The following is a 20,163-nucleotide window of genomic DNA, read 5'->3' on the forward strand; positions in this document are numbered from 1 at the left end:
CCGCCCACCCGGTGGACGACGAGGGCGCCCCGAGCCGATCGGCTCGGGGCGCCCCTTCTCCGTACTCGCCCGCTCTTCCGTCCTCGCCCGCGGCTCAGCCCGCGAGGGCGGACCTCACCGCGGCGGCCACCCGGCCGCCCTCGGCCAGGCCCTCGACCTTCGGCCGCACCAGCTTCATCACCGCGCCCATGCCCTGCGGCCCGCTCGCGCCGCTCTCCGCGACGGCGGCGGCCACGATCGCGGTCAGCTCCTCGTCGGACAGCTGCTTGGGCAGGTACTCGGCCAGCACCTCGCCCTCGGCCCGCTCCCGGGCGGCCTGCTCGGCACGGCCGGCGTTGTCGAAGGCCGTGGCGGCCTCCCTGCGCTTCTTCGCCTCCCGGCCGAGGACCTTCAGCACCTCGTCGTCGGAGAGTTCGCGCTTCTCGTCCCCCGCCACCTCCTCGCTGGTGACGGCGGTCAGCGTGAGCCGAATGGTGGACGAGCGCAGCTCGTCCCGGTTCCTGATGGCAGCCGTGAGGTCCTCCTGCAGCTGCGCCTTGAGCGTCGTCATGGCCCCGAGTCTCCCACCTGCGGCGTTCCGCCGCCCGCCATTAACCCGTCGCCGCTCCCGCCATCCCTGCCCCTCTTTAAAGTGGTTACATGACCGACGAGCGAGCCCCCGGCCTGGTCCTGCACTCCCCCGGCGGGACGCGGTTCCACTTCGACCCCGGCGCGCTCTGCCTGGAACTGCTGCCCACCGGCGGCCCCGGCCCCTACGCCCGGTACGAGGTGCTGCACCGGCCCGCCGACCTGGCCGGCTGGGCCGGGGAGTCCCGCCTCGGCCTGCCGCCCGGCGCCGTCCGGATCACCGCCGGCCAGCTCACCGCCGTCCGCACCCTGCGGGACGCCCTCTGGCGGCTCGCCGCGGCCCGGGCCGCCCACGGCGCGGCCACCGGGGACGCCGGGGACCCCGCCGACTACGCCGTGCTCAACCGGGCCGCCGCCCGGCCCCCGCTCGCCCCGCAGATCGCCCCGGACGGCACCGCGGCGCCCCCGCTGCCCGGCGACGGCGACCAGCTCGCCTCCACCGTCGCCCGCGACGCCATCGCCCTGTTCACCGGCCCCTGGGCCGACCGGGTCCGCGAGTGCGGAGCCGACAACTGCCGGCTGCTGTTCGTCGACACCTCGCGGCCCGGACGGCGGCGCTGGTGCTCGATGGAGCGGTGTGGCAACCGCCACAAGGTCCGGGCCCTGCGTGCCCGGCGCGAACAGCACGAGGAGTGACCCCTCCGGCTTCCCCCTGCGAGCACCGGCAGTTCACCTGCTGATCCGCCGTCTGAGAGCATGGAACGATGCGACCGCTGTACTCCGTTCCCCTCGGAATCGCCGCCACCGGCGCCGCCTGCCTCGCCTACTCCGTTGGGTACGAGGTCCGTTCCTTCCGCCTCCGCCGGGTCGAGATCCCGGTCCTCCCCCGAGGCGCCCGACCCATCCGGGTACTGCAGGTCTCCGACATCCACATGGTGGCCGACCAGGGCAAGAAGCAGCGCTGGCTGCAGAGCCTCGCCGGCCTGCGCCCCGACCTGGTCGTCAACACCGGCGACAACCTCTCCGACCCGCTCGGCGTCCCGGCCGTCCTGGACGCGCTCGGCCCGCTGATGGAGTTCCCCGGCGTCTACGTCTTCGGGTCCAACGACTACTACGGCCCCGCCCGCAAGAACCCGGCCCGCTACCTCCAGGCCATGCGCAGCGGCGTCCACGGCATGAACAACCCCGACGGCACCGCCGCGCGCGGCATCAGCGGCGCCGTGCACAACCCGTGGGAGAAGCTGCGCGACGGCTTCGACGCGGCCGGCTGGCTCGACCTCACCAACACCCGGGGCCGCCTCACCGTCGCCGGCCTCGACCTCGAGTTCACCGGCCTGGACGACCCGCACATCCGGCGCGACCGCTACAGCGAGGTCACCGGCGGTCCCTCCGCCGACGCCGACCTCTCCCTCGCCGTCGTGCACGCCCCCTACCTGCGCGTCCTCGACGCCTTCACCGCCGACCGCTACCCGCTGATCCTCGCCGGCCACACCCACGGCGGCCAGCTCTGCGTCCCCTTCTACGGCGCCCTGGTCACCAACTGCGACCTCGACGCCAAGCGGGTCAAGGGCCTCTCCACCCACCAGGCCGGCGGCAGCCGCTCCTACCTCCACGTCTCGGCGGGCTGCGGCACCAACCGCTACACCCCCGTCCGCTTCGCCTGCCCCCCCGAAGCCACCCTCCTCACCCTCACCCCGGCTCCCCGCTGACCCTCCCACCCCGCTCGCCGAGATACCGGATTTCGTCTCTCGGCGAGCGTCCGGTAGAGTTCTACTCGTCGCGAAGGAGACGGAGCGACAAACAGAAAGACCGGGGTGTGGCGCAGCTTGGTAGCGCGCTTCGTTCGGGACGAAGAGGCCGTGGGTTCAAATCCCGCCACCCCGACCCACTGCAGAGGCCCTGCCGGAGAGATCCGGCAGGGCCTCTGTCGTTGTGTTTGCCCGGCCGGGTGACTCCACTTCAGCCGGGCGGCTCGTGCCTCGGGCTTGGGGAGCAGCACCGGTGAGGCTGGCGCGGCGAGGGCGAGAAAGGATCTTCGCTGCGAGGCTCAGGGTTTGTCATACCCGCTTGCGAGACTGGGGGCATGGCGAAGGTCTTTGGGCACATCGAAGGTCACCCGGTCGGGTCTCGGTACCAGCGACGCAAGGAGCTCAGCGAAGCCGGGGTGCATGCGCCGCTGAGGGGCGGTATCCACGGCAACTCGCGGGAGGGAGCTGACTCGATCGTCGTCTCCGGCGGATACCCGGACGATGAGGACCACGGCGATGTGATCATCTATACCGGTCATGGTGGACAGGAGAATAAGCGGCAGGTCTCCGACCAGGACATCAAGGATCCCGGCAACGCAGGCTTGGTGCAGAGCGCACTCGAAGGCAACCTGATTCGAGTGATCCGTGGTGCCAGCGGTGACCCAAAGCATTCACCGGCCTCAGGATTCCGGTACGACGGTCTCTACCGGGTCGAATCGCACCGCAGCAAGACCGGCGTGGGCGGGTACCGAATCTGGCAGTTCCGATTGGTCGCGGCTGACGTGTCAGACGAGGACGGTGTCACGCCGTTCCACGGCGACACGACGCATGAGCCTGCACCAAGGCACCCTGTCACCATCCAGCGGGTCATTCGCAAGAGCGCAGTCACCCAGCTGGTGAAGCAGCTCCACAACGGGCGATGCCAGATGTGTGATCAGGTACTCCTGGTTCCAGGCGACTCCCACTACAGCGAGGGGGCGCACATCCAGGCCATCGGGCAGCCGTACAACGGCCCGGACGTGCTGGAGAACGTCCTGTGCCTGTGCCCGAACTGCCACGTCCTCTTCGACTACGGGGCCCGCTACCTGACCGACGATCTCCACATCGTCGACGGGGTCACGCATGAAGAGATCGGCAAGCTGCGGACTCATCGCCAGCACAAGATCGACAGCCGCTACGTTCGACACCATCGGGGCCGGTGGGTCGCCACGGACTGAGCGGTAGCTCCATGTGGTGGTCGAGCATTCGAAGTTGGGTGGGGCCGCCGACCTCTTGGAGTGCTGCCTGGCGTAGGGCCTTCGGCCTGCACGGAACCGAGATCTGATCGCAGGCGTTTCATCACGCGAAGATCGCCTACCGAGCGGAGACTCCGATGGTCCGGGCAAGTCGCACTGATGAGGTCTGCGCTGCCATTGATGCGCTGCATGGCGGCCGTTCCTCCGGGCAGTCTGGTCCCCACCAGCCGATCATGCTGCTCTGGGCGATCGGCTGTGCCGCGTCCGGCAAGGCCCGACTCGCCGACTGGGAGAAGATCCGCCAAGCGGTTGGTCCGCTGCTCGAACTACACGGGCAGCCTGGTTCCGACCCTTCGCCCGAGTACTCGTTCGTCGCGTTGAGCCGATCGGGATTGTGGGAGCTGACCGGCTTCACCGGTGGCATCCCGGCCGCTGACGATTTGGCAGTGAAGCGCTGGGTGCAGGAGCACAAGCCGCGTGGTGGTCTCAGCCCGCAGGTCTACAAGCTCATGGCCACTGACCCCGAGGCGCGGCGGCAGGTGGTCAACCGACTGCTGAATCGATTCTTCGATGATGCAGAAACTGACGAGTTGATGACCATCAGCCTCGCCAACCTTGTCTTCGACGGTTTCGGGCCGGTACCTGGAGTTGCGATCGGGCAGGTCTTCTCCAGCCGGAGGGAGCTCTTCGACGCAAACGTGCACCGACAGCTCCAGGCAGGGATCTGCGGCACCCAGGACCGCGGGGCGGAGTCCATCGTCGCGTCCGGCGGCTACGAGGACGACAAGGACATGGGCAACGTCATCCTTTACACGGGCCAGGGGGGTCGGGACAGCAACTCTGGTCAGCAGGTCGAGGACCAAGAGCTCACCCGGGGGAACGCGGCCCTGGTGACCAGTCTCACCACCGGCATTCCTGTGCGCGTTGTCCGAGGAGTGCGCCGGACCGGACCTGGTTCGTCGATCGACTACCGCTACGACGGTCTCTTCCGTGTGGAGGACTACTGGTCCGAGCCCGGGCACTCCGAGCATCTCGTTTGGCGATTCCGCCTCGTCCAACTCACCGAGGAGGAGCGACCACTGCTGGCGCCGATACCGCGACCGCGGGTGCCGGCGGGCAACGAAACGCCCTCACGAGTGGAGGCCGTCGCCCAGCGGATCGTCCGGAGCACGGCGGTGGCGAACTACGTCAAGAGGATGCACGACTTCCACTGTCAGGTCTGTGGGCTCCGCCTCACCGCTCCCACCCGCCCGTATGCCGAAGCGGCTCACATACGGGGGCTCGGCAGCCCGCACTTCGGCCCGGATCTCGCGTCCAATGTGCTCTGCCTCTGCCCCAACCACCACACCCTGTTCGACTTCGGCATGCTGCTCATCGACGACGACCTGACCGTTACTGACCGCTCTTCGGGAACAGTTCTCGGACGCCTACGAGAAGCATCTGACCATCAGATCGATCGGTCACATCTCGCGTACCACCGGGAGCACCACGTGGGATTGGACTGGCACGGCCCCCTCGACAGCGAGGAGGCCCGGTAGCCCCTCAGCCGCGTGGGGTGATGGGGGTGAGTGGGGGGAGGTGGGATTCGAGGGTGTGGGCGGCGTGGAGGGCGAGGTCCTCGCGGTAGGGGCGGGTGATGAGTTGGACGGCGGTGGGGTGGTGGGGGGCCGTGGGGGTGAGGCCGGTGGGGACGGAGACGGCGGGGAGGCCGGCGAAGCTGGTGGCGGTGCACAGGCCCATGGCGGTGGCGACGCGGTCGCGGGAGGCGGGGTCGCGGGATTCCAGGCCGGGGGCGGGGATGGGGTCGGTGTAGACGGGGGCGAGGAGGAGGGGGAAGTCGGCGAGGAATTCGGCCCAGGCGCGGCGGATGGTGAGCCAGGTGCCCATCAGGGTCATGAACTCGGCGGAGGTGGCCGGTGAGGTGCGGTCCATGACGGGTGCGAGGTAGCGGTCGCCGCCGGGGCCGAGGAGGGGGCGGACGGATGGCCAGGTGGGGGCGAACTCGGTGACGGTGAGCAGGTCGTAGGCGGCGAGGGTCTCGTCGAGGCGCGGGACGTCGGGGACCTCCTGGACGTCGTAGCCGGCGTCGGCGAGGACGGAGGCGGCGGTGGCGACGGCGGCGCGGACGGCGGGGTGGACGCCGCGGCCGCCGGGGTCGGCGACCACCGCGACCTTGACGGGGGCGGGCAGCGGTTCGCCGTCCAGGGGTGCGGGGACGGCGCGCGGGTCGCGCGGGTCGGTGCCGGCGAGGAGTTCGAAGGCGAGCCGGAGGTCGGCCACGCTGCGGGCCAGCGGGCCGTCGGTGACCAGGAACTGGGAGGCGGGGCCGGGGTCGGCGGGGCCGAGGATCCGGTGGTCGGCGGGGAAGCGGCCGTAGCTCGGCTTGAGGCCGGCCACGCCGCAGAAGGCGGCCGGGAGGCGGATGGAGCCGCCCGAGTCGTTGCCGAGGCCGAGGGCGGCCATCCCGGTGGCGACGGCGACCGCGTCGCCCCCGCTGGTGCCGCCCGGGGTGACGGACGGGTCCCAGGGGTTGACGGTGTCGCCGAAGAGCTCGCTGCGGGTGTGCATCCCGGACAGGACCAGGGTGGGGAGGTTGCTGTGGCCGATCGGGATCGCGCCGGCGGCGCGGAGGCGGGCGACCGGGGGTGCGTCGGCGGGGGCGACCAGGTCGCGGAAGCGCGGGACGCCGAAGGTGGTCGGGACGCCCTCGATCGCGGTGGTCTCCTTCACCGTGAACGGCACGCCGGCCAGCGGGCCGAGCGGTTCCCCGGCGGCGCGGCGGCGGTCGGTGTCGGCCGCCTGGGCGCGGGCGCGGTCGGCGAGGAGCTGGGTGATCGCGTTGACCTGCGGGTTCACCTCGGCGATGCGGGCGAGGTGGGCGTCGATCAGCTCGGTGGCGGAGATCGCTCCGGTGCGGACGGCGTGGGCCTGGGCGGTGGCGGTGAGGGACCAGGGCAGGTCGGAGGGGAGGGACACGGGTGGGCTCCAGGGGGAGAGACGTAGTGATGCGGTCGTATCGGAAGCGTAGTGTGTGAAGCGATACGACCGCATCGGATTAAGTGGGGAGCACGGCGTGCCCAGACAGGTGGATCTGGAGGAGCGGCGGCGCGTGATCGCCGGGGCGGTCTGCCGGCTCGCCGACGAGAGCGGACTGGAAGGCGTCACGGTGCGGGACGTCGCCGAGCGGGCGGGGCTCTCGATGGGGGCCGTCCAGCGGTGCTTCCCCACCAAGGAGGAGATGCTGGTCTTCGCGCTCCGGTACGTCGGCGGGCGGATCGAGCGGCGGATGCGGGAACGGCTGGGCGGCAGCCCGGCGCAGTCCCCGGCCAGTGCGGTCGGCTACGCGGCGGAGGAGCTGGCGCTGCTGCGGGCGGAGCACCGCTCCGAGGCGCGGGTCTGGCTGGCGTTCCTGGCGCAGGCGGCGGTGAGCGAGGCCTTGGCCGGGCCGCTGCGGGCGGCGTACGCGGTGTCGGAGGAGTTGTTCCTCAGGCTGCTGGCCGAGGCGGGTACCGGCGAAGGGGACGACGAGGCGGCCGACGAGGGGGCGCGGGCGGTCGAGGTGCGGACGCTGCTGGCCCTGGTGGACGGGCTGACCGCGCACGTCCTGGTCGGACGGCTGACGGAGGGCCAGGCCGCCGAGGTGCTGCACGCGCACCTGGAGCGGCTCTGGGCGGCCTGAACGGCGGTCAGCGCGGGGTGGCGGCGGCGTAGAGGACGTCGCGGACGGCGGGGATGGCCTCGCGGTCGGCGCGCCAGACCAGGCGGAGGCGGAGCGGGGGGACGGGGGTGGCGGGGGCGAGGCGGCGCAGGGTGCCGGCGGCGAGGTGGTCGTGGACGGCGAACTCGGGGAGCAGCGCCATGCCGAGGCCGCGCTCGGCGCAGGCGCGGGTGACGGCGAGGCCGCCGGTGTGGACGCGTTCCACCTCGGGACCGAAGAGGCGGTCGCCGGCGAGCCGGAACGAGCAGGCCGGCGCGTTCACCAGCAGGCGCTGACCCGAGTCCGGGGACGCGGGCGCGGCGACCAGGGCGAGCGGGACGTCCTCCAGGTCGAGGTGGGCCAGCGGGACCGGCGGGAGGGCGAAGCCGAGTCCGCCGAGCGGCCCGGCGGTGTCCAGGACCAGCGCGGCGTCCAGGCTCCCGGCGGCGACACCGTGCAGCAGGCCGTCCCGGACCGCGTCGGTGTGCAGGGCGACGTCCAGTTCCGGGTGGTGTTCGGCCAGCCGGGCGAGCACCCGGGGAGCGTGGGTGGCGGCGACGGTCTCCAGGGCGCCGAGCCGCAGGACCAGGCGGACGCCGGTGACCTCGCGGCGGGCCTGATCGGCCTGGTCCAGCAGCCGGCGGGCCCAGGGCAGCAGCCGCTGCCCGGCCGGGGTCGGCGTCATGCCGCGCGGCGAGCGTTCGAACAGGGCGGTGCCGAGCGAGCGTTCCAGCGTGCGGAGCTGCTCGGAGACGGAGGACGGCTCGAGGCCGAGGGCCACGGCGGCGTCGGTGACGGTGCGGTGGACGACGACCGCCTCGAAGGTGCGGAGCTGTCTGAGTTCCATGCGCGGTCCGTCCCCCTGATGTCCGGCGGGGACCAGGGTACGGCGGCAGCGCGCGGGGGCGCTCGGCCCCCGGGCGTTCGGGTCGGGCGGTGGCGGCCCGCCGTGGGCGGGGTGGCGCTGCTCGCGGGCGGGTGCCTGGTGAGCGCGGCTTCGGTGGCGGCCGGGGCGCCGTACCCGCTGCTGGCGGTGGGACTGCTGGGCGCGGGGTTCGGGGTGTCGTTCGCGCTGCCGGCGCTGGTGCCGGCGCTGGTGCCGGCGGCACCGGAGGGGGCGGCGCTGCTGCTGCCAGCAGTCGCGTGCGCGGCGGCGGGGCTGCCGCTCGCCCGGCGGCCCGGGGCGAGGTGAGAGGTGCGCGCTCGGGGCGCTTTGGGCGCTCCGGTGTCCGGGGCGGGCTGCCCGGGCCAATAACATAGAGGTCGTTCTTTTTGTTTGCCGAGGCGTTTGGAGCTACCCGTGGCAAGAGCCCCGCAGGAACGTGCCGTCCGCACCCGCGCGACCATCCTGCGGGCCGCCGCGCAGATCTTCGACGAGTACGGCTTCAGCGGCTCCAGCGTCAGCAAGATCATCAAGCTGGCCGGGACCACCCAGGGGGCGATGTACTTCCACTTCAAGTCGAAGGAGGACCTCGCCAAGGCGGTCATCGACGAGCAGGCCTCCGACCTGGACCTGCCGGAGCAGCCGGCGGGACTGCACCAGCTCGTCCGGACCACCCTCTACCTGGCCGACGAGTTGCGGGAGAACGTGCTGCTGCGCGCCGGGGTGACCCTCGCCGTCGAGCAGGGGCAGCTCGGACTGCGCGACTTCGGCCCGTACGAGATGTGGGCCGGGCAGTTCCGCGCCGAGCTGGAGGCCGCCCGGCGGGCCGGCGAGCTGCTCGACGACGTCGTGGTCGAGGAGTTCGCCCAGGTGCTGGTCGCGGCCTACACCGGCTCGCAGATCATGTCCCACCTGCGCACCGGGCGCGCCGACCTGCCCGGGCGGATCGGCCGGCTGTGGTGGTTCCTGCTGCCCGGCATCGCGCCCGCGCCGGTGGCCGCCGAACTGCGCGCGTACGTCCGGGAGTACGGGAAGCAGCCGGCGTGACCGCGGCACGGGGGAACGGCGGGGAACAGGCGGACCGCGGCCGGGCGCGGACGGGCCCACCGTCCTGCTGACCGGGGCGGGGGCTTCATCGGCTCCGACGTCCTGGCCGAGCTGCGCGCCCGGCGCCCGCGCCGGCCTGCCCGCCACCGACTCGATCGGCAACGCCGTCGCCCTGGTCGCGATGCCCTCCTACGCCGGCGCCTTCGCCATCGGCCTCGGCCCGGTCTTCTGGATCCTCGCCACCGAGATCTTCCCGCCCGAGTCCCGGGCCCGCGGCACCGACCTCTGCGCCCTGGTCGACTGGGCCGCCAACTTCGTCGTCGGCCAGGCCTTCTCCCGACCGCCGACGCCATCGGCGAGCGCTGGGTCTTCTGGTTCTTCGCGGCGGTCTCCCTCGCCGCCGCCCTCTTCGTCGCCCGCCGCGTCCCCGAGACCAAGAACCGCTCCCTGGACGAGATCCAGTCCGCCCTGGCCGCCCGATGAGGCCCCCAGCCCTCCGCACCCGCCCAAGGGTCGAACCGCCAGGCTACGTCTCAAGAACCACGACCTTGACGATCCATCACTTCTACCAGGATGCAGGAGGAGCATAAAGATCAGATCAACTTCGGGAAAGCTCTTGACAAAGGTACAGATCCAACAAAGTTGCCAAATATTGTCGATTTCGATCGAACGGCACTCAAATAACCCTTGGGGCACTTTTGAGGACTGCCGAGCCGACTTCTTCCCCGGCGCCCATAAGGTCCGTTCGAATATCAGCCGTTCCAGGCAAGTATCCGGCCAGCCGACGAAGTTGACGCTCCATCAGGTTGATGATGCTGTTTGCTTACAACCCAATCACCCGAAGGGGTGGCTTCTATTGGCAAGACAGGGGAGGAAGCTATGAAGAAGACGGCTGCGAGGGTCGCTCTCGCGATCGCGGGGGTGGGCATCGTCATAGGCAGCGCACCGGCGTTCGCCGTGACCGCCTCGACGACGGGGTCGACCGCCTGGTCGAACGACGGGTACACGTTCTACGTCAAGGACACGAAGGCGGACAGCCGCTCGGCGTATGGTCAGTACACTCGCATCGCCAACGTGGGCGAGGTCCGCACGCTCTGGAACAAGAGCGGCTCCGACACCACGGTCTCGACCACCACCGACAGCCCGATCTGGCAGATCCGCGCTTGCCGGCAGGAGCAGTTCGCGTCGGACAGCTGCAGCAGTTGGGTCATCCAGATCGGCTGATACCGCCGCCATAGAACGAACAAGGATTGGTCTCAGCGCCGGGTCGGACGCGACGCGTGTCCGACCCGGCACCTTTCGCGACAAGTGGGGGACACATGATCTCTCGAGCGGTCCAGCCCGCCGGGCCGACTCCGAGGACGGCATCTGACGCACCGGTACTGGGGGTCTACGGCCTGCACCATGCCGTGGGCGGGCGGAGCCTGTTCAACGGAGTCGAGCTCGAGGTCACACGCAACGAGTCTGTGGCGGTGTCGGGGGCCAGCGGCAGCGGGAAGAGTACGCTGTTGATGTGCGTGCTCGGCCTGATCCGGCCCGACGCCGGGGCGGTCAAGGTGGAAGGGGCCGACCTCGCGCGGCTGCGCGGCCGCGCACTGGCCAGGTACCGCAGCCACCACATCGGGATGGTGTTCCAGACCGGCGAGCTGCTACCTGAGCTGTCCCCGCTGGAGAACGTCGCCCTGGCGGCCCTGCTGGGCGGAAGGCGACGTGAGGAAGCGTACCGCCGGGCCGCAAACCTGTTGGAAGAGCTGGGAGTTCCCAATAACGACACCCGCACCGCAGCGCTCTCCGGTGGGGAACGCCAGCGCATCGCGGTAGCGCGGGCCCTGGTGAACGAACCGGCTCTGCTGGTCGCGGACGAGCCGACGGCCGCGCTCGACCCCGACAATCGCGACAGCGTCTGCGACCTGATCTTCTCCCTGCCCAAGAGCCGCGGATGCGCGCTTGTGGTCGTCACGCACGACAAAGCGGTCGCCGCGCACTCGGACCGTCAACTCGTCCTGGAGACCGGGACGTTGACCCATCCGGACCGAACCGGAGGCGGAGCGTGAGCAGTCGGCACCTCGCGCTCCAATTGCTCCGGATCGGTGCCACCTCCGGCCGGTCCTCCCGCTTCGGCGCCCTACGGTTCACCGCGCTCCTGTGCGCAGTCGCCGCACTCACCCTCGCCACCGGTTCCCTGGTTTGCGCCTGGTCCGCTTACGAGGGGCGCGGGTTGCGCAGCGAGGCGCGCAACCCGCAGATGGCCATGGCGCATCCGGCCGAGCAGCCCATCGCACTGTGGTCCGCCGGCTTCGACGTCGTACAGGGCTACCAGTACTCGGTCGTCTCCGTCGTTCCGCTGCACCCCGACGCTCCACTGCCGCCAGGCCTGCCGCGCTGGCCCGGACCGGGCGAGGCGATTCTGTCACCGGCTCTGGTCTCAGCAGGTGCGGACGAGGGAATCACGACCAGATTGGGGCGCGATGCCGGGCGCATCGGTGACTCCGGGCTGAGCGCACCGACCGAGTACCTCGCGTATGTCCGGCCTCCGGATAAGCTCGTCGACCGGAACCGCATGATCCCGATCACCGGATACGGGGCATCCGGTACGTTCTTCGGGGACGATCTCTCCATCGAACCGCTCAGCCAGTTCCTCTTCGCCATCACGGTGCTGATGGTCTTTCCGGCGGGCGTTCTGCTGTTCGTCGCAGCACGGATGGGCGGTGAGGACCGCGACCGCCGGACAGTGCTGCTCGGTGCGCTGGGAGCGACGAGAAGTGCGCGCTTCCTGGTCAACCTCGGCGAGTGCGCCCGGCCGGTCCTCATCGGCGCGGTCGCGGGCGCGGGCCTGATCGCGCTCTGGACAGCCTCGGGGGCGGCGATTCCCTTCGTCGGCACCCCACTGCCCGCAGCCGACATCATGGCTGACTTCGAATTGATCGCCGCGTGCGCCATGGCCTCGGCCGCCGCCGCGGTCATCTGTGTCACCGTGCTCCACCGGGCCGGCCGGCGCTGGCGCCGCGACGCATCGGCGGGTGCCCTGTCAACACCTCGCCGCACGCAGCGCTGGTGGTCCGTGGGCCTGGCTGCCGGTGTTCTTCTGGCCACCAGGGGACCCGACCTGTTCGCGGCGCACAACCCGTTCCTCTACATCGTGGTGTACCTGGCCGGCGTGGTGCTCACCCTGGCGACCCTGCCGTCGGCGCTCGCCGCGCTGACTTCCGCCGCCGGACGGGCGCTCACTCGTGCGGCCCGCCGCAGCGGTGGAACCGGAGCACTCGTGGCCGGCCGTTGGCTGACCGCGCGTCCCGGTGTCACGGCCCGGCTGACCGCCGGAACCGTCGTGGCCATCGGCCTGCTGGGCCAGGTGCAGTTGCACACCAGCCGGATCAGCGAACCGGTGGCCGCCGCGCAGGCCACCGCCGCACGAATCGGTACGAGTGTGCTGACCGTCGCCGCCCCCGCGGACGAGACGCGCGTCACGGCCTTCCTCCAGGCCCTGCCCGCGGACATCCGGACCTTCCGGCTGACTCAGTCGCACGAGGATACGGCGGTACGGACCGTGCTTCAGGGCCCCTGCAACCAGATCGAGAACGTCTTCCGCCGACCGTGCTCCGGAAGCGTATTGGGGACGACCGACCCGGATCCGCGGATCAGAGAGCTGGTCGCGTGGTACGGGCTGGGTTCTGCGATGGAGCTCCGACAGGGACCGGTCGAGAAGGTGTCCACGGATGCCGCCGCGGCGCCCACGAGTCCTGGCTCAAGCGTGCTGGTGATCGTTCCGCCGGGAGGCAGCGCGGACGTTTCGGCCCTCACCAGGACGGCCCGGCAGCACCTCTCGCTCAGCCCGGCCGTCCAACCACCGGGTGGGGAATGGCTGTCGGCCGCCACTTCACGGGGTTCGCGCCTGCCGTGGGTGACGTTCTTCGGGTGCTGCGCCCTGGTGTTCACCGGCCTGGCCATCGGTCTCAACAGTGTGGCGGAGTTCAGCCGGTTCAGCCGGTCGATCGCCCCCGTGGGGATACTGACCGGCCGCAACCGGCTCTTCCTCAGTGTCGCGGCCTGGACGCTACTCGTTCCCCTCGTCCTGGCGGCGGTGGTCGGCATGCTCGTCCATCTCTGGCTGGCCACGCCGCTGACCTCACCGCTCATCGGCGCCCAGGTCTCCTGGTCGGCCATGGGCCTGCTGTTCGCCCTCACCGTCGCCCTGGCCCTGGCCACGTGGACGGGCGGCAGTTGGACCGCCCGACGAATGGCCGCGCGGTGGCGCCCGGGCATGGAGTAGACCGGCTCCGCCCGGTGACCGGACGACCGGGGCCGGACAACTGCTCGACTCCGGCCGAGAGACACGCCTTGGCCTGCCGGGCTTCGAGACGCCTCCCGAAGCCCGGCAGAGCCGTACACCTCGGTGCCAGGATGGAGCAGGACGCAGTCCGGGGTGGTGAACGCCGGCGCCGGGAAGAGGTCGGAGGAATCACTGCGCATGTGGGGCAAGTGGATCGGGTGCGAGGTGCCGGAGAGCGGCCGGGAGCGGTTCTCCGCCGCCCAGCGGGGGTGGGCGGCGATCGGGGACCAGCCAGGGCTGGTCGGGCAGGTGGGCGGGTGGGATCGCGGGTGTGCCAGGGTCCTGGGCCTGTGGGCCGACGAGGAGGCGTACGGGCGGTTCATGCGCGAGCGGCACGACGCCGTCATCGGCGCGAGCGGCCAGGGCGGGACGTACGCCGCGATCGCGACCGCCACCGGGGCCGTCGTCCTGGAGATGGCCGGTGACGCGGCCGAGCTGCCCCGTGCGCTCGAAGCCGCCACCCTGCTGCGCGTCGCCGACTGCCGACTGCGGCCGGGCCGGGCGGCGCACTTCCTCGATGTGCAGCGCCGGGTGTGGGCGCCCGGCATGGCGGCGGCCGGGGGCATGCTCGGCGGCGTCGTCACGCGGCTCGACCCGCACCGCTACCTGGTCACCACCCTGTGGTCCGGGCCCGCCGCCCACCGGCGCTACGCCGCCGAGCGGCTGCCGGCCCTGCGCGAGCATGCGGCGACCGGGGACGACCTGCGCGCGCTGACCGGTCATCTGCTGCCGCTGGAACCGGCCTGGGCCGTGCTGCCCGTCAGGCGACGGCGAGGGCCTCGTTGATCTTGCGGGTCATCTCGGCCATGGCGGGGGTGGGCTCGCCCTTGCGGGACTGGGTGGCGGTGGCGAGGGCGACGTTGACGATGCTGCGGAAGTTGTCGGCCTCGGCCGGGTCCTGGTCGCCGAGCAGGGTCGCGGCCGCCGTCAGGGCCGGGAGGACGTGGTCGGCGAGTTCGGCGACGGACTTGCCGACCAAGCCCTTCACCTTGGAGTTCTCGGCGAGCACGTGCCCGACCGGGCCGGTCCCGGTGGCCAGGGCGATGGAGCCGTTGGTAGCGATCCGGTGGGGCGAGCCGGCGGCGTCGGCGGCGGCCAGCAGGGAGACGGCGCCGTAGGCGGCGGTGCGCAGGGTGGTCTTGTCCTGGTCGGTCAGGGTGAGGGACATGGTGGTGGGTTCCTTCGGTTGTCTGGGTGTCGTGAGTGTCGGGGCTTGCGGGTGTCGGGTTTCGGGCGTCAGGCGTCGAGGGCCTGGTAGACGGTGGTCCAGAAGTCGTGGATCAGCCGGGCCGAGCTCGGGACGGTCATCCCAACCTGGGTGAGCAGGAGACCGGTGATCCCGTTCACCGGGTCGGCGTAGGTCGAGGTGCCGCTGCCGCCGTCCCAGCCGAACTGGCCGACGGGCGCGTAGTCCCCGCGGTAGGTGCGCACCGCCATCCCGAAGCCCCAACCCCCGTGCTGCCCCTGGCCGTGCGACAGGTGGACGTTGTCGCGGGCCAGGGCCTCGCGGGCGGCGGTCTGCTCGGCCGTGAGGCGGTTGGTGGTCATCAGCTGGACCGCGGGGCGGGAGAGGATGCGCTCGCCGTCGTGCGTCCCGTGGTTCAGGAGCATCCGGAAGTAGGCGTGGAAGTCGTCGACGGTGGAGGCCAGTCCGCCGCCACCGCCCGGGAACGCCGGGGGCTTGCTCCAGCGCCCGTCCGCCGGCTCGTCCCACACGTGGAACTCCCCGGTCTGCGGGTCGGGGGCGTAGAGGGGCGGCAGCCGGTCGATCTTGCCGGCGGGGACGTGGAAGCCGGTGTCCTCCATGCCCAGCGGGCCGAAGACGCGCTCACGCAGGAAGGTCTCGAACGGCTGCCCCGTGACCCGGGCGACGAGCACGCCGAGCACGTCGCTGGCGATCTGGTACTGCCAGCGCTCGCCGGGCTGGTTCATCAGCGGGAGCGTGCCGAGGCGGCGCAGCCACTCGTCGGGCTCGGGCATGGGCTGGGGGAGGTCGGGCGTGAGGCCGTTCTCGATGATCGCGGTCATGATCGGGGTGCCGAGTGCCGTGATGTCCATACCGAGGCCGAAGGTGGAGGTCAGCACGTCCCGGACGGTGATCGGCCGGCGGGCGGGGACGGTGTCGTCCAGCGGGCTGTCGATCCGCTTGAGCACCTGGCGGTTCGCGAGCTCCGGCAGCCAGGTCTCGACGAGGTCGTCCAGCCGCAGCCTGCACTCGTCGAGCAGGACCATGGCGGCGGCGACGGTGACCGGCTTGGACGTCGAGGCCATCCGGAAGATAGTGTCCCGCGCCATCGGGGCGCCGCCCTCGTGGCGCATGGTGCCGATCGCCTCGACGTGGGTCTCGTGGCCCCGGCCGAGGAGGGCGACGACGCCGGGGATCGCCCCGGACTCGACGTGCCGGGTCAGTACGTCCCGGACCTTGCGCAGGCCTGCTTCGGAGAAGCCGTTCTTGTGCGTGCCCATGATGAGTCTCCCCGCTCACTTCTGTTCGAGAACTTCTGAACGCTCATGACGCTACATTGCGTTCAGAGATTGGTCAACGCGCAATGAGGCGCACTGAGGCCGCCATCATCAAGGGTCTTCGGCATTCATTGCAATGAATATGAAGCTGAATGCAATGGCCGGAGGCAAGCTCACATTGCAATGAGATGGGCGTGAATGCATACTCGCACGGAGATCGCACGCATCGACGGACGGGAGACGAGGACCCATGCCCGGAGGCAGGCTCACCAGTGAGGACCGTCAGCTCATCGCCACAGGGCTGGCCGAGGGGCTGGGGTACGCCGAGATCGGGCGGCGTCTCGAACGACCCGCCTCGACGATCATGCGCGAGGTGACGCGCAACGGCGGACCGGAGGGCTACGGGGCGGACCGGGCCGCCGAGGCCACCCAGACACGGGCGCGGCGGGCCAGGAAGGCCCAGCCCGAGGCACCGGCGGTCGCCGAGAGCCGGTACGGGCGGGATCCGGGGGCGGTCCAGGACTTCACGGAGGCCTTCACCGCCCTGCTCGCGCAGTCCGGGCTCCCCAGGATGGAGGCCAGGGTGCTGGCCGCCGTCTTCACCACCGACGCCGGCACCCTCACCGCCGCCGACCTGGTCCAGCGGCTGCGCGTCAGCGCCGCGTCCGTGTCACATGCCGTGGGCTTCCTCGAACAGCAGGGGCTGCTCAGGCGGGAACGCGTTCCCGGCGAACGCCGCGAGCGGTACGTCGTCGACGACGAGGTCTGGCTCCGGTCCATCCTCGGTGCCGCCGAGATGAACGAGACCCTGGCCGGCATGGCCCGCCAGGGGGCCGACGTTCTCGGGGAGGAGACCCCGGCGGGTGCCCGGTTCGCCTCGTCCGCCGAACTCTTCGTCCTGATCAGCGAGTCCATGCGGGAGTTGCTGGAGCAGTGCCAGCAGCACCTGGCCGCCAGGAACGCCGAACGGGCGACGTGATCTGATCGCCGGAGTGGGAAGTCGGCCCAGTCGACTTCCCACTCCGTGATCGCAGTGCCGGAAACGATCAGACCTCGCCGAACTCGCCGGCTTGCAGGGCAGTGACGAAAGAACGGCGTCAACTTCGTCTACTGGGGCGGCCGCCTCACCACCGCCCAGGAGAGCATCGTCGCCCGCCACCGCCCGCCCCATACCATCACCACCGTCCTCGAAGCCCTCAACCGCGGCGCCCACCTCCCCCTCCTCCTCCGCGGCACCCCCGCCGAACAGCCCGGATCACTCGATCGGGTGGCTCCATCTCGACAGCCCTTCGCGCCGGTGCAGCGGCAACCGACGTGCGGCTCGACCGAAGCTCACAACCAGCTGGTACACACCCCCAGTAGGGACAAGAGCCGGCCCTGCCGCCCTCCTCACCCCGGGGCGGCGGGGACCTTCCCGTCCTCGTCCGCTCAGAACAGCGCCACCAGCTCCGCCCGCGAGGCGATCCCCAGCTTCGGGTACGCCTTGTACAGGTGGTGCCCCACCGTCCTCGGGCTGAGGAACAGCTGCGCCGCGATGTCCCGGTTGGTCAGCCCCTGCGCCGCCAGTCGCGCGATCTGCAACTCCTGCGGGGTGAGCACCGTGAGCGCCCCTGCGGGAGCAGCCGGGGCCGCGACGGTGCCGGTGGCCGTCAGTTCGGTGCGCGCGCGGTCCGCCCACGGCGCGGCGCCCAGCCGCTCGAAGGTCTCCAGCGCCGCACTCAGGTGCGGCCGGGCGTCCGTCCGCCGCCGCTCGCGCCGTAGCCACTCGCCGTACAGCAACGCCGTCCGCGCCCGCTCGAACGGGCGGTGGGTGCCCTCGTGCAGGTCGAGGGCCGCCCGGTAGGCGGACTCGGCCAACTCGTCCGGCCCCAACAGCGCCTGGCAGCGCAGCCGCAGCGCCTCCGCCCAGGGTGTCCCCGCCGCGCCCGCCCAGCGCGCGAAGCGCTCGTACGGCCCGGCCGCCCGGTCCGGCTCGCCCAGCCGGACGGCCGCCTCGACGAGGTCCGGCACGGCCCGGGTCGCGCCGACGTGGTGCCGGTACGGCCCGGTGGTGAGCGTGTGCAGCCGGTCCGCGGCGGCGGCGACGCGTCCCCGGCCGAGGTCCAGCAGCGCGAGCGCCCACTGCGCCCAGGGTTCACCGGCCGCAGGCGCGGAGGAACCGGAGGCGAGCGCCTCGGCGGCCAACTCGACGCACCGCTCGTCGGCCCCGCCGAGTGCCGCCAAGCAGGCCAGTATGGCCGCGAGTTGGCTGGTCCACTGGTGCTGGCCGGCGTCCCGGGCGAGCGCGTGCCCCTCCGCCGCCGTGACCTCGGCGTCGCGGTGCCGGCCGTGGAACAACTCGGCCTCGGCGAGGAAGAACTGGAGCGTGGGCAGCACCCCGACCGTCCCCTTGGCCCGCGCCTCGGCAGCGAGTTCGGCGGCCAGCTCCAGCGTCTCGTGGTCGCGCCCGAGGACGAGCGCCGCGCCGCACAGCTGCACCAGGTCGACCGGGCTCTCCGCCCCCGCCTTCCGCGCCTCGTCCGCCGTGGCCCGGATGTCGGGCACGGGCTCGACGGGACGCCCCAGGGCCGGCAGTACGGCGGCCGGCAGGTGCCGGGCCAGCGGGGCGAGCGGTTCACCGGGGCCGAGCGGGAGGGCGGCCAGCCGGTCGAGCACGGTGGCCACCGGCTCCTCGCCGACGTACCAGGCGGCGTGGAAGGCCTGGAGCAGCATCCGTACCGCGTGCGCGGGCTCGATGTCGGCGGCGGCGGCGTCCAGCAGCAGCCGGTACGCGGCCGGGTAGGCGCCGCGCCAGAAGTGCGCGACCGCCCGGACCTGGTCGAGCAGGGCGTGCGCGAACACGCTGTCGGTGCGCGCCCCGGCCCGGTCGGCGAGCGCCTCCGCCTGCGCCAACTTGCCTTCCTCGGTGGCTGCTTCGGCGGCGAGCACCAGGCGGCGGGTGGCGCCGTCGCGGTCCGGGGTGAGCCCGGCGGCGCGCTCGTACGCGGCCGCCGCGCCGCCGTGGGCGCCGCGCGCCTCGGCCCGTTGGGCGGTGCGCTCCAGGGCGTCGGCGAGGTCGGCGTCGGGCGCGGTGGCGGCCAGCGCGAGGTGCCAGGTGCGCCGGTCGCCGTCCTCCAGGACTTCGCCGATCGCCCGGTGGACGGCCAACTGCTGTTGCAGGGGCGTTCGTTGCAGAACGGCGGTACGCAGCAGCGGATGCCGGAAGACGAGCCGGCGCCCGGCATCGACGGTGATCAGCCGGCCCCGCTCGGCGGGAGCGAGCGCCCCGGCGTCCACACCGAGCACGGCGGCCGCGGCCAGCACGACGTCCAACTCCCCGTTCTCCTCGGCCGCCGCGACCAGGAGCAGCGTCTGGGTGGCGGGCGGCAGGCCGGTGACCTGGCCGTGGAAGGCGATCTGCAGACGGCTGGTGAGCGCCAGCCCTCCGGCCGCGCAGTCCGCCTCCACCGGCGGGAGTTCGACGAGCGCCAGGGGGTTTCCGGCCGCCTCGGCGAGCAGGCGCCGACGGACCGGTTCGGCGAGCGCCCCGCCCGCGCGGTCGGCGAGCAGCCGGACGGCGTCCGCCTCGGCGAGCCCGGTCAGCCGCAGCTCCGGCAGCCCGGCGAGCGGCAGCACGTCCGCCCCGGCCCCCGCGTCCCGGGCGGCGAGCAGCAGCGCGATGCCCTCCGCCTGGAGCCGGCGGGCCGCGATCAGCAGCGCGTCCAACGAGGCCCGGTCCAGCCACTGCACATCATCGACGACGCACAACAGGGGCTGCTCGGAGGCGAGTTCCGCCAGCAGGCCGAGTGTGGCCAGCCCGGCGAGCAGCCGGTCCGCGCCACCGGAGGCCGCCTCTCCGAGTCCGAACGCGCCCTCCAGCGACCGCCGTTGCGGCCCGGGCAGCGCGTCCAGCCGGTCCAGTCCGGGCGCCAGCAGCAGACTCAGCCCCGCGAAGGGGAGTTCGGCCTCGTACTCGACCCCGGCCGCCCTGACCACCCGGACGCCGCCACCGGCCGCCGCCACCGCGTACTCCAGCAGCGCCGTCTTGCCGATCCCCGGCTCGCCGCGCAGCACCAGCACCCCGCTGCGGCCGCCCCGCGCCCCGTCGAGCAGCGCCCCGACGGCGGCCTGCTCCCGCTCCCGCCCGTACAGCACCCCGGTCCCCCTCCCGATGCCCCGACCCTACTGGCGGCGACGTAGGTACGCCCTACCTA

The 20,163-nt window shown here is 72.1% G+C and carries 19 protein-coding genes, 1 tRNA gene and 1 pseudogene; 15 read left to right on the plus strand and 6 right to left on the minus strand.

All coding sequences use genetic code 11. The features are described 5' to 3' along the window. Window positions 1-94 precede the first annotated feature (94 nt). Window positions 95-550: a GatB/YqeY domain-containing protein gene (locus ACFCLZ_RS17865; protein ID WP_380285905.1), complete on the minus strand. Its 456-nt coding sequence runs from the start codon at window positions 548-550 to the stop codon at window positions 95-97. Window positions 551-639: 89 nt separating this feature from the next. On the opposite strand from ACFCLZ_RS17865, the gene ACFCLZ_RS17870 reads away from it, so the two are divergent. The 5 genes from ACFCLZ_RS17870 (at window position 640) to ACFCLZ_RS17890 (ending at window position 5,088) form a co-directional block, all read left to right on the plus strand. After that, window positions 640-1,263 carry a CGNR zinc finger domain-containing protein gene (locus ACFCLZ_RS17870; protein WP_380285906.1) on the plus strand — a complete coding sequence of 208 codons (624 nt, stop codon included), beginning with the start codon at window positions 640-642 and terminating at the stop codon, window positions 1,261-1,263. Between the two features lie 68 nt (window positions 1,264-1,331). After that, window positions 1,332-2,276, plus strand: a complete 945-nt coding sequence (locus ACFCLZ_RS17875; protein WP_380285907.1) for a metallophosphoesterase — start codon at window positions 1,332-1,334, stop codon at window positions 2,274-2,276. A 101-nt stretch (window positions 2,277-2,377) separates the two neighbouring features. Further along, window positions 2,378-2,451, plus strand: a tRNA-Pro gene (locus ACFCLZ_RS17880). Between the two features lie 199 nt (window positions 2,452-2,650). Continuing rightward, on the plus strand, window positions 2,651-3,532 hold the full coding sequence (locus ACFCLZ_RS17885) for a YDG/SRA domain-containing protein (protein ID WP_380285908.1): 882 nt from the start codon (window positions 2,651-2,653) through the stop codon (window positions 3,530-3,532). Window positions 3,533-3,783: 251 nt separating this feature from the next. After that, window positions 3,784-5,088, plus strand: a complete 1,305-nt coding sequence (locus tag ACFCLZ_RS17890; protein ID WP_380285909.1) for a YDG/SRA domain-containing protein — start codon at window positions 3,784-3,786, stop codon at window positions 5,086-5,088. Between the two features lie 4 nt (window positions 5,089-5,092). Here the strand turns inward: ACFCLZ_RS17890 and ACFCLZ_RS17895 are convergent, their stop codons facing one another. Continuing rightward, a complete protein-coding gene (locus ACFCLZ_RS17895; RefSeq protein WP_380285910.1) occupies window positions 5,093-6,526 on the minus strand; it encodes an amidase family protein in 1,434 nt (477 codons plus the stop codon). 97 nt (window positions 6,527-6,623) lie between these two features. Here ACFCLZ_RS17895 and ACFCLZ_RS17900 point away from each other — a divergent pair, with 97 nt between their 5' ends. Then, on the plus strand, window positions 6,624-7,229 hold the full coding sequence (locus ACFCLZ_RS17900; RefSeq protein ID WP_380285911.1) for a TetR/AcrR family transcriptional regulator: 606 nt from the start codon (window positions 6,624-6,626) through the stop codon (window positions 7,227-7,229). 7 nt (window positions 7,230-7,236) lie between these two features. Here ACFCLZ_RS17900 and ACFCLZ_RS17905 read toward each other — a convergent pair whose 3' ends face one another. Further along, a complete protein-coding gene (locus ACFCLZ_RS17905) occupies window positions 7,237-8,094 on the minus strand; it encodes a LysR family transcriptional regulator (protein ID WP_380285912.1) in 858 nt (285 codons plus the stop codon). A 102-nt stretch (window positions 8,095-8,196) separates the two neighbouring features. Between ACFCLZ_RS17905 and ACFCLZ_RS17910 the strand changes: the two genes are divergently transcribed. From ACFCLZ_RS17910 to ACFCLZ_RS17945, 8 genes and pseudogenes are all read left to right on the plus strand, one after another. Continuing rightward, window positions 8,197-8,439 (plus strand): hypothetical protein, encoded by a 243-nt coding sequence (locus ACFCLZ_RS17910; protein ID WP_380285913.1) that lies wholly within the window; start codon window positions 8,197-8,199, stop codon window positions 8,437-8,439. Between the two features lie 108 nt (window positions 8,440-8,547). After that, window positions 8,548-9,177: a ScbR family autoregulator-binding transcription factor gene (locus tag ACFCLZ_RS17915; RefSeq protein WP_380285914.1), complete on the plus strand. Its 630-nt coding sequence runs from the start codon at window positions 8,548-8,550 to the stop codon at window positions 9,175-9,177. 181 nt (window positions 9,178-9,358) lie between these two features. Continuing rightward, window positions 9,359-9,451, plus strand: a pseudogene (locus ACFCLZ_RS17920) (MFS transporter); the annotation flags it as partial. A 77-nt stretch (window positions 9,452-9,528) separates the two neighbouring features. Then, window positions 9,529-9,660, plus strand: a complete 132-nt coding sequence (locus ACFCLZ_RS17925; protein WP_380286203.1) for an MFS transporter — start codon at window positions 9,529-9,531, stop codon at window positions 9,658-9,660. Between the two features lie 396 nt (window positions 9,661-10,056). After that, window positions 10,057-10,401, plus strand: a complete 345-nt coding sequence (locus ACFCLZ_RS17930; RefSeq protein ID WP_380285915.1) for a hypothetical protein — start codon at window positions 10,057-10,059, stop codon at window positions 10,399-10,401. 185 nt (window positions 10,402-10,586) lie between these two features. Beyond that, window positions 10,587-11,231: an ABC transporter ATP-binding protein gene (locus ACFCLZ_RS17935; protein WP_380286204.1), complete on the plus strand. Its 645-nt coding sequence runs from the start codon at window positions 10,587-10,589 to the stop codon at window positions 11,229-11,231. Continuing rightward, window positions 11,228-13,447, plus strand: a complete 2,220-nt coding sequence (locus ACFCLZ_RS17940) for an FtsX-like permease family protein (protein WP_380285916.1) — start codon at window positions 11,228-11,230, stop codon at window positions 13,445-13,447. Before ACFCLZ_RS17935 ends, ACFCLZ_RS17940 begins: the two co-directional genes overlap by 4 nt. 198 nt (window positions 13,448-13,645) lie before the next feature. Continuing rightward, window positions 13,646-14,293, plus strand: coding sequence for a DUF4937 domain-containing protein (locus ACFCLZ_RS17945; protein WP_380285917.1), 648 nt, complete (start codon window positions 13,646-13,648; stop codon window positions 14,291-14,293). Here ACFCLZ_RS17945 and ACFCLZ_RS17950 read toward each other — a convergent pair. After that, the gene (locus ACFCLZ_RS17950) at window positions 14,268-14,675 is read right to left on the minus strand and encodes a hypothetical protein (protein WP_380285918.1); all 408 of its coding nucleotides are present in this window, start codon (window positions 14,673-14,675) and stop codon (window positions 14,268-14,270) included. The genes ACFCLZ_RS17945 and ACFCLZ_RS17950 overlap by 26 nt on opposite strands. Before the next feature lie 68 nt (window positions 14,676-14,743). Continuing rightward, window positions 14,744-15,973 carry a serine hydrolase domain-containing protein gene (locus ACFCLZ_RS17955; protein WP_380285919.1) on the minus strand — a complete coding sequence of 410 codons (1,230 nt, stop codon included), beginning with the start codon at window positions 15,971-15,973 and terminating at the stop codon, window positions 14,744-14,746. A 247-nt stretch (window positions 15,974-16,220) separates the two neighbouring features. On the opposite strand from ACFCLZ_RS17955, the gene ACFCLZ_RS17960 reads away from it, so the two are divergent. Continuing rightward, window positions 16,221-16,949, plus strand: coding sequence for a helix-turn-helix domain-containing protein (locus ACFCLZ_RS17960; RefSeq protein WP_380285920.1), 729 nt, complete (start codon window positions 16,221-16,223; stop codon window positions 16,947-16,949). A gap of 449 nt (window positions 16,950-17,398) precedes the next feature. Here ACFCLZ_RS17960 and ACFCLZ_RS17965 read toward each other — a convergent pair whose 3' ends face one another. Then, the gene (locus tag ACFCLZ_RS17965) at window positions 17,399-20,104 is read right to left on the minus strand and encodes an AAA family ATPase (protein ID WP_380285921.1); all 2,706 of its coding nucleotides are present in this window, start codon (window positions 20,102-20,104) and stop codon (window positions 17,399-17,401) included. Window positions 20,105-20,163 lie beyond the last annotated feature (59 nt).

Origin of the sequence: Kitasatospora purpeofusca, assembly GCF_042691725.1 — a bacterium.
GTDB classification, from domain to species: Bacteria; Actinomycetota; Actinomycetes; order Streptomycetales; family Streptomycetaceae; genus Kitasatospora; species Kitasatospora purpeofusca_B.

Excerpts from the sequence above, each read along its gene's own strand:
- ACFCLZ_RS17865 (WP_380285905.1), bottom strand. The coding sequence starts at position 550 with ATGACGACGCTCAAGGCGCAGCTGCAGGAGGACCTCACGGCTGCCATC.
- ACFCLZ_RS17870 (WP_380285906.1), top strand. The coding sequence starts at position 640 with ATGACCGACGAGCGAGCCCCCGGCCTGGTCCTGCACTCCCCCGGCGGG.
- ACFCLZ_RS17875 (WP_380285907.1), top strand. The coding sequence starts at position 1,332 with ATGCGACCGCTGTACTCCGTTCCCCTCGGAATCGCCGCCACCGGCGCC.
- ACFCLZ_RS17885 (WP_380285908.1), top strand. The coding sequence starts at position 2,651 with ATGGCGAAGGTCTTTGGGCACATCGAAGGTCACCCGGTCGGGTCTCGG.
- ACFCLZ_RS17890 (WP_380285909.1), top strand. The coding sequence starts at position 3,784 with ATGCTGCTCTGGGCGATCGGCTGTGCCGCGTCCGGCAAGGCCCGACTC.
- ACFCLZ_RS17905 (WP_380285912.1), bottom strand. The coding sequence starts at position 8,094 with ATGGAACTCAGACAGCTCCGCACCTTCGAGGCGGTCGTCGTCCACCGC.
- ACFCLZ_RS17930 (WP_380285915.1), top strand. The coding sequence starts at position 10,057 with ATGAAGAAGACGGCTGCGAGGGTCGCTCTCGCGATCGCGGGGGTGGGC.
- ACFCLZ_RS17945 (WP_380285917.1), top strand. The coding sequence starts at position 13,646 with ATGTGGGGCAAGTGGATCGGGTGCGAGGTGCCGGAGAGCGGCCGGGAG.
- ACFCLZ_RS17950 (WP_380285918.1), bottom strand. The coding sequence starts at position 14,675 with ATGTCCCTCACCCTGACCGACCAGGACAAGACCACCCTGCGCACCGCC.
- ACFCLZ_RS17955 (WP_380285919.1), bottom strand. The coding sequence starts at position 15,973 with ATGGGCACGCACAAGAACGGCTTCTCCGAAGCAGGCCTGCGCAAGGTC.
- ACFCLZ_RS17960 (WP_380285920.1), top strand. The coding sequence starts at position 16,221 with ATGCCCGGAGGCAGGCTCACCAGTGAGGACCGTCAGCTCATCGCCACA.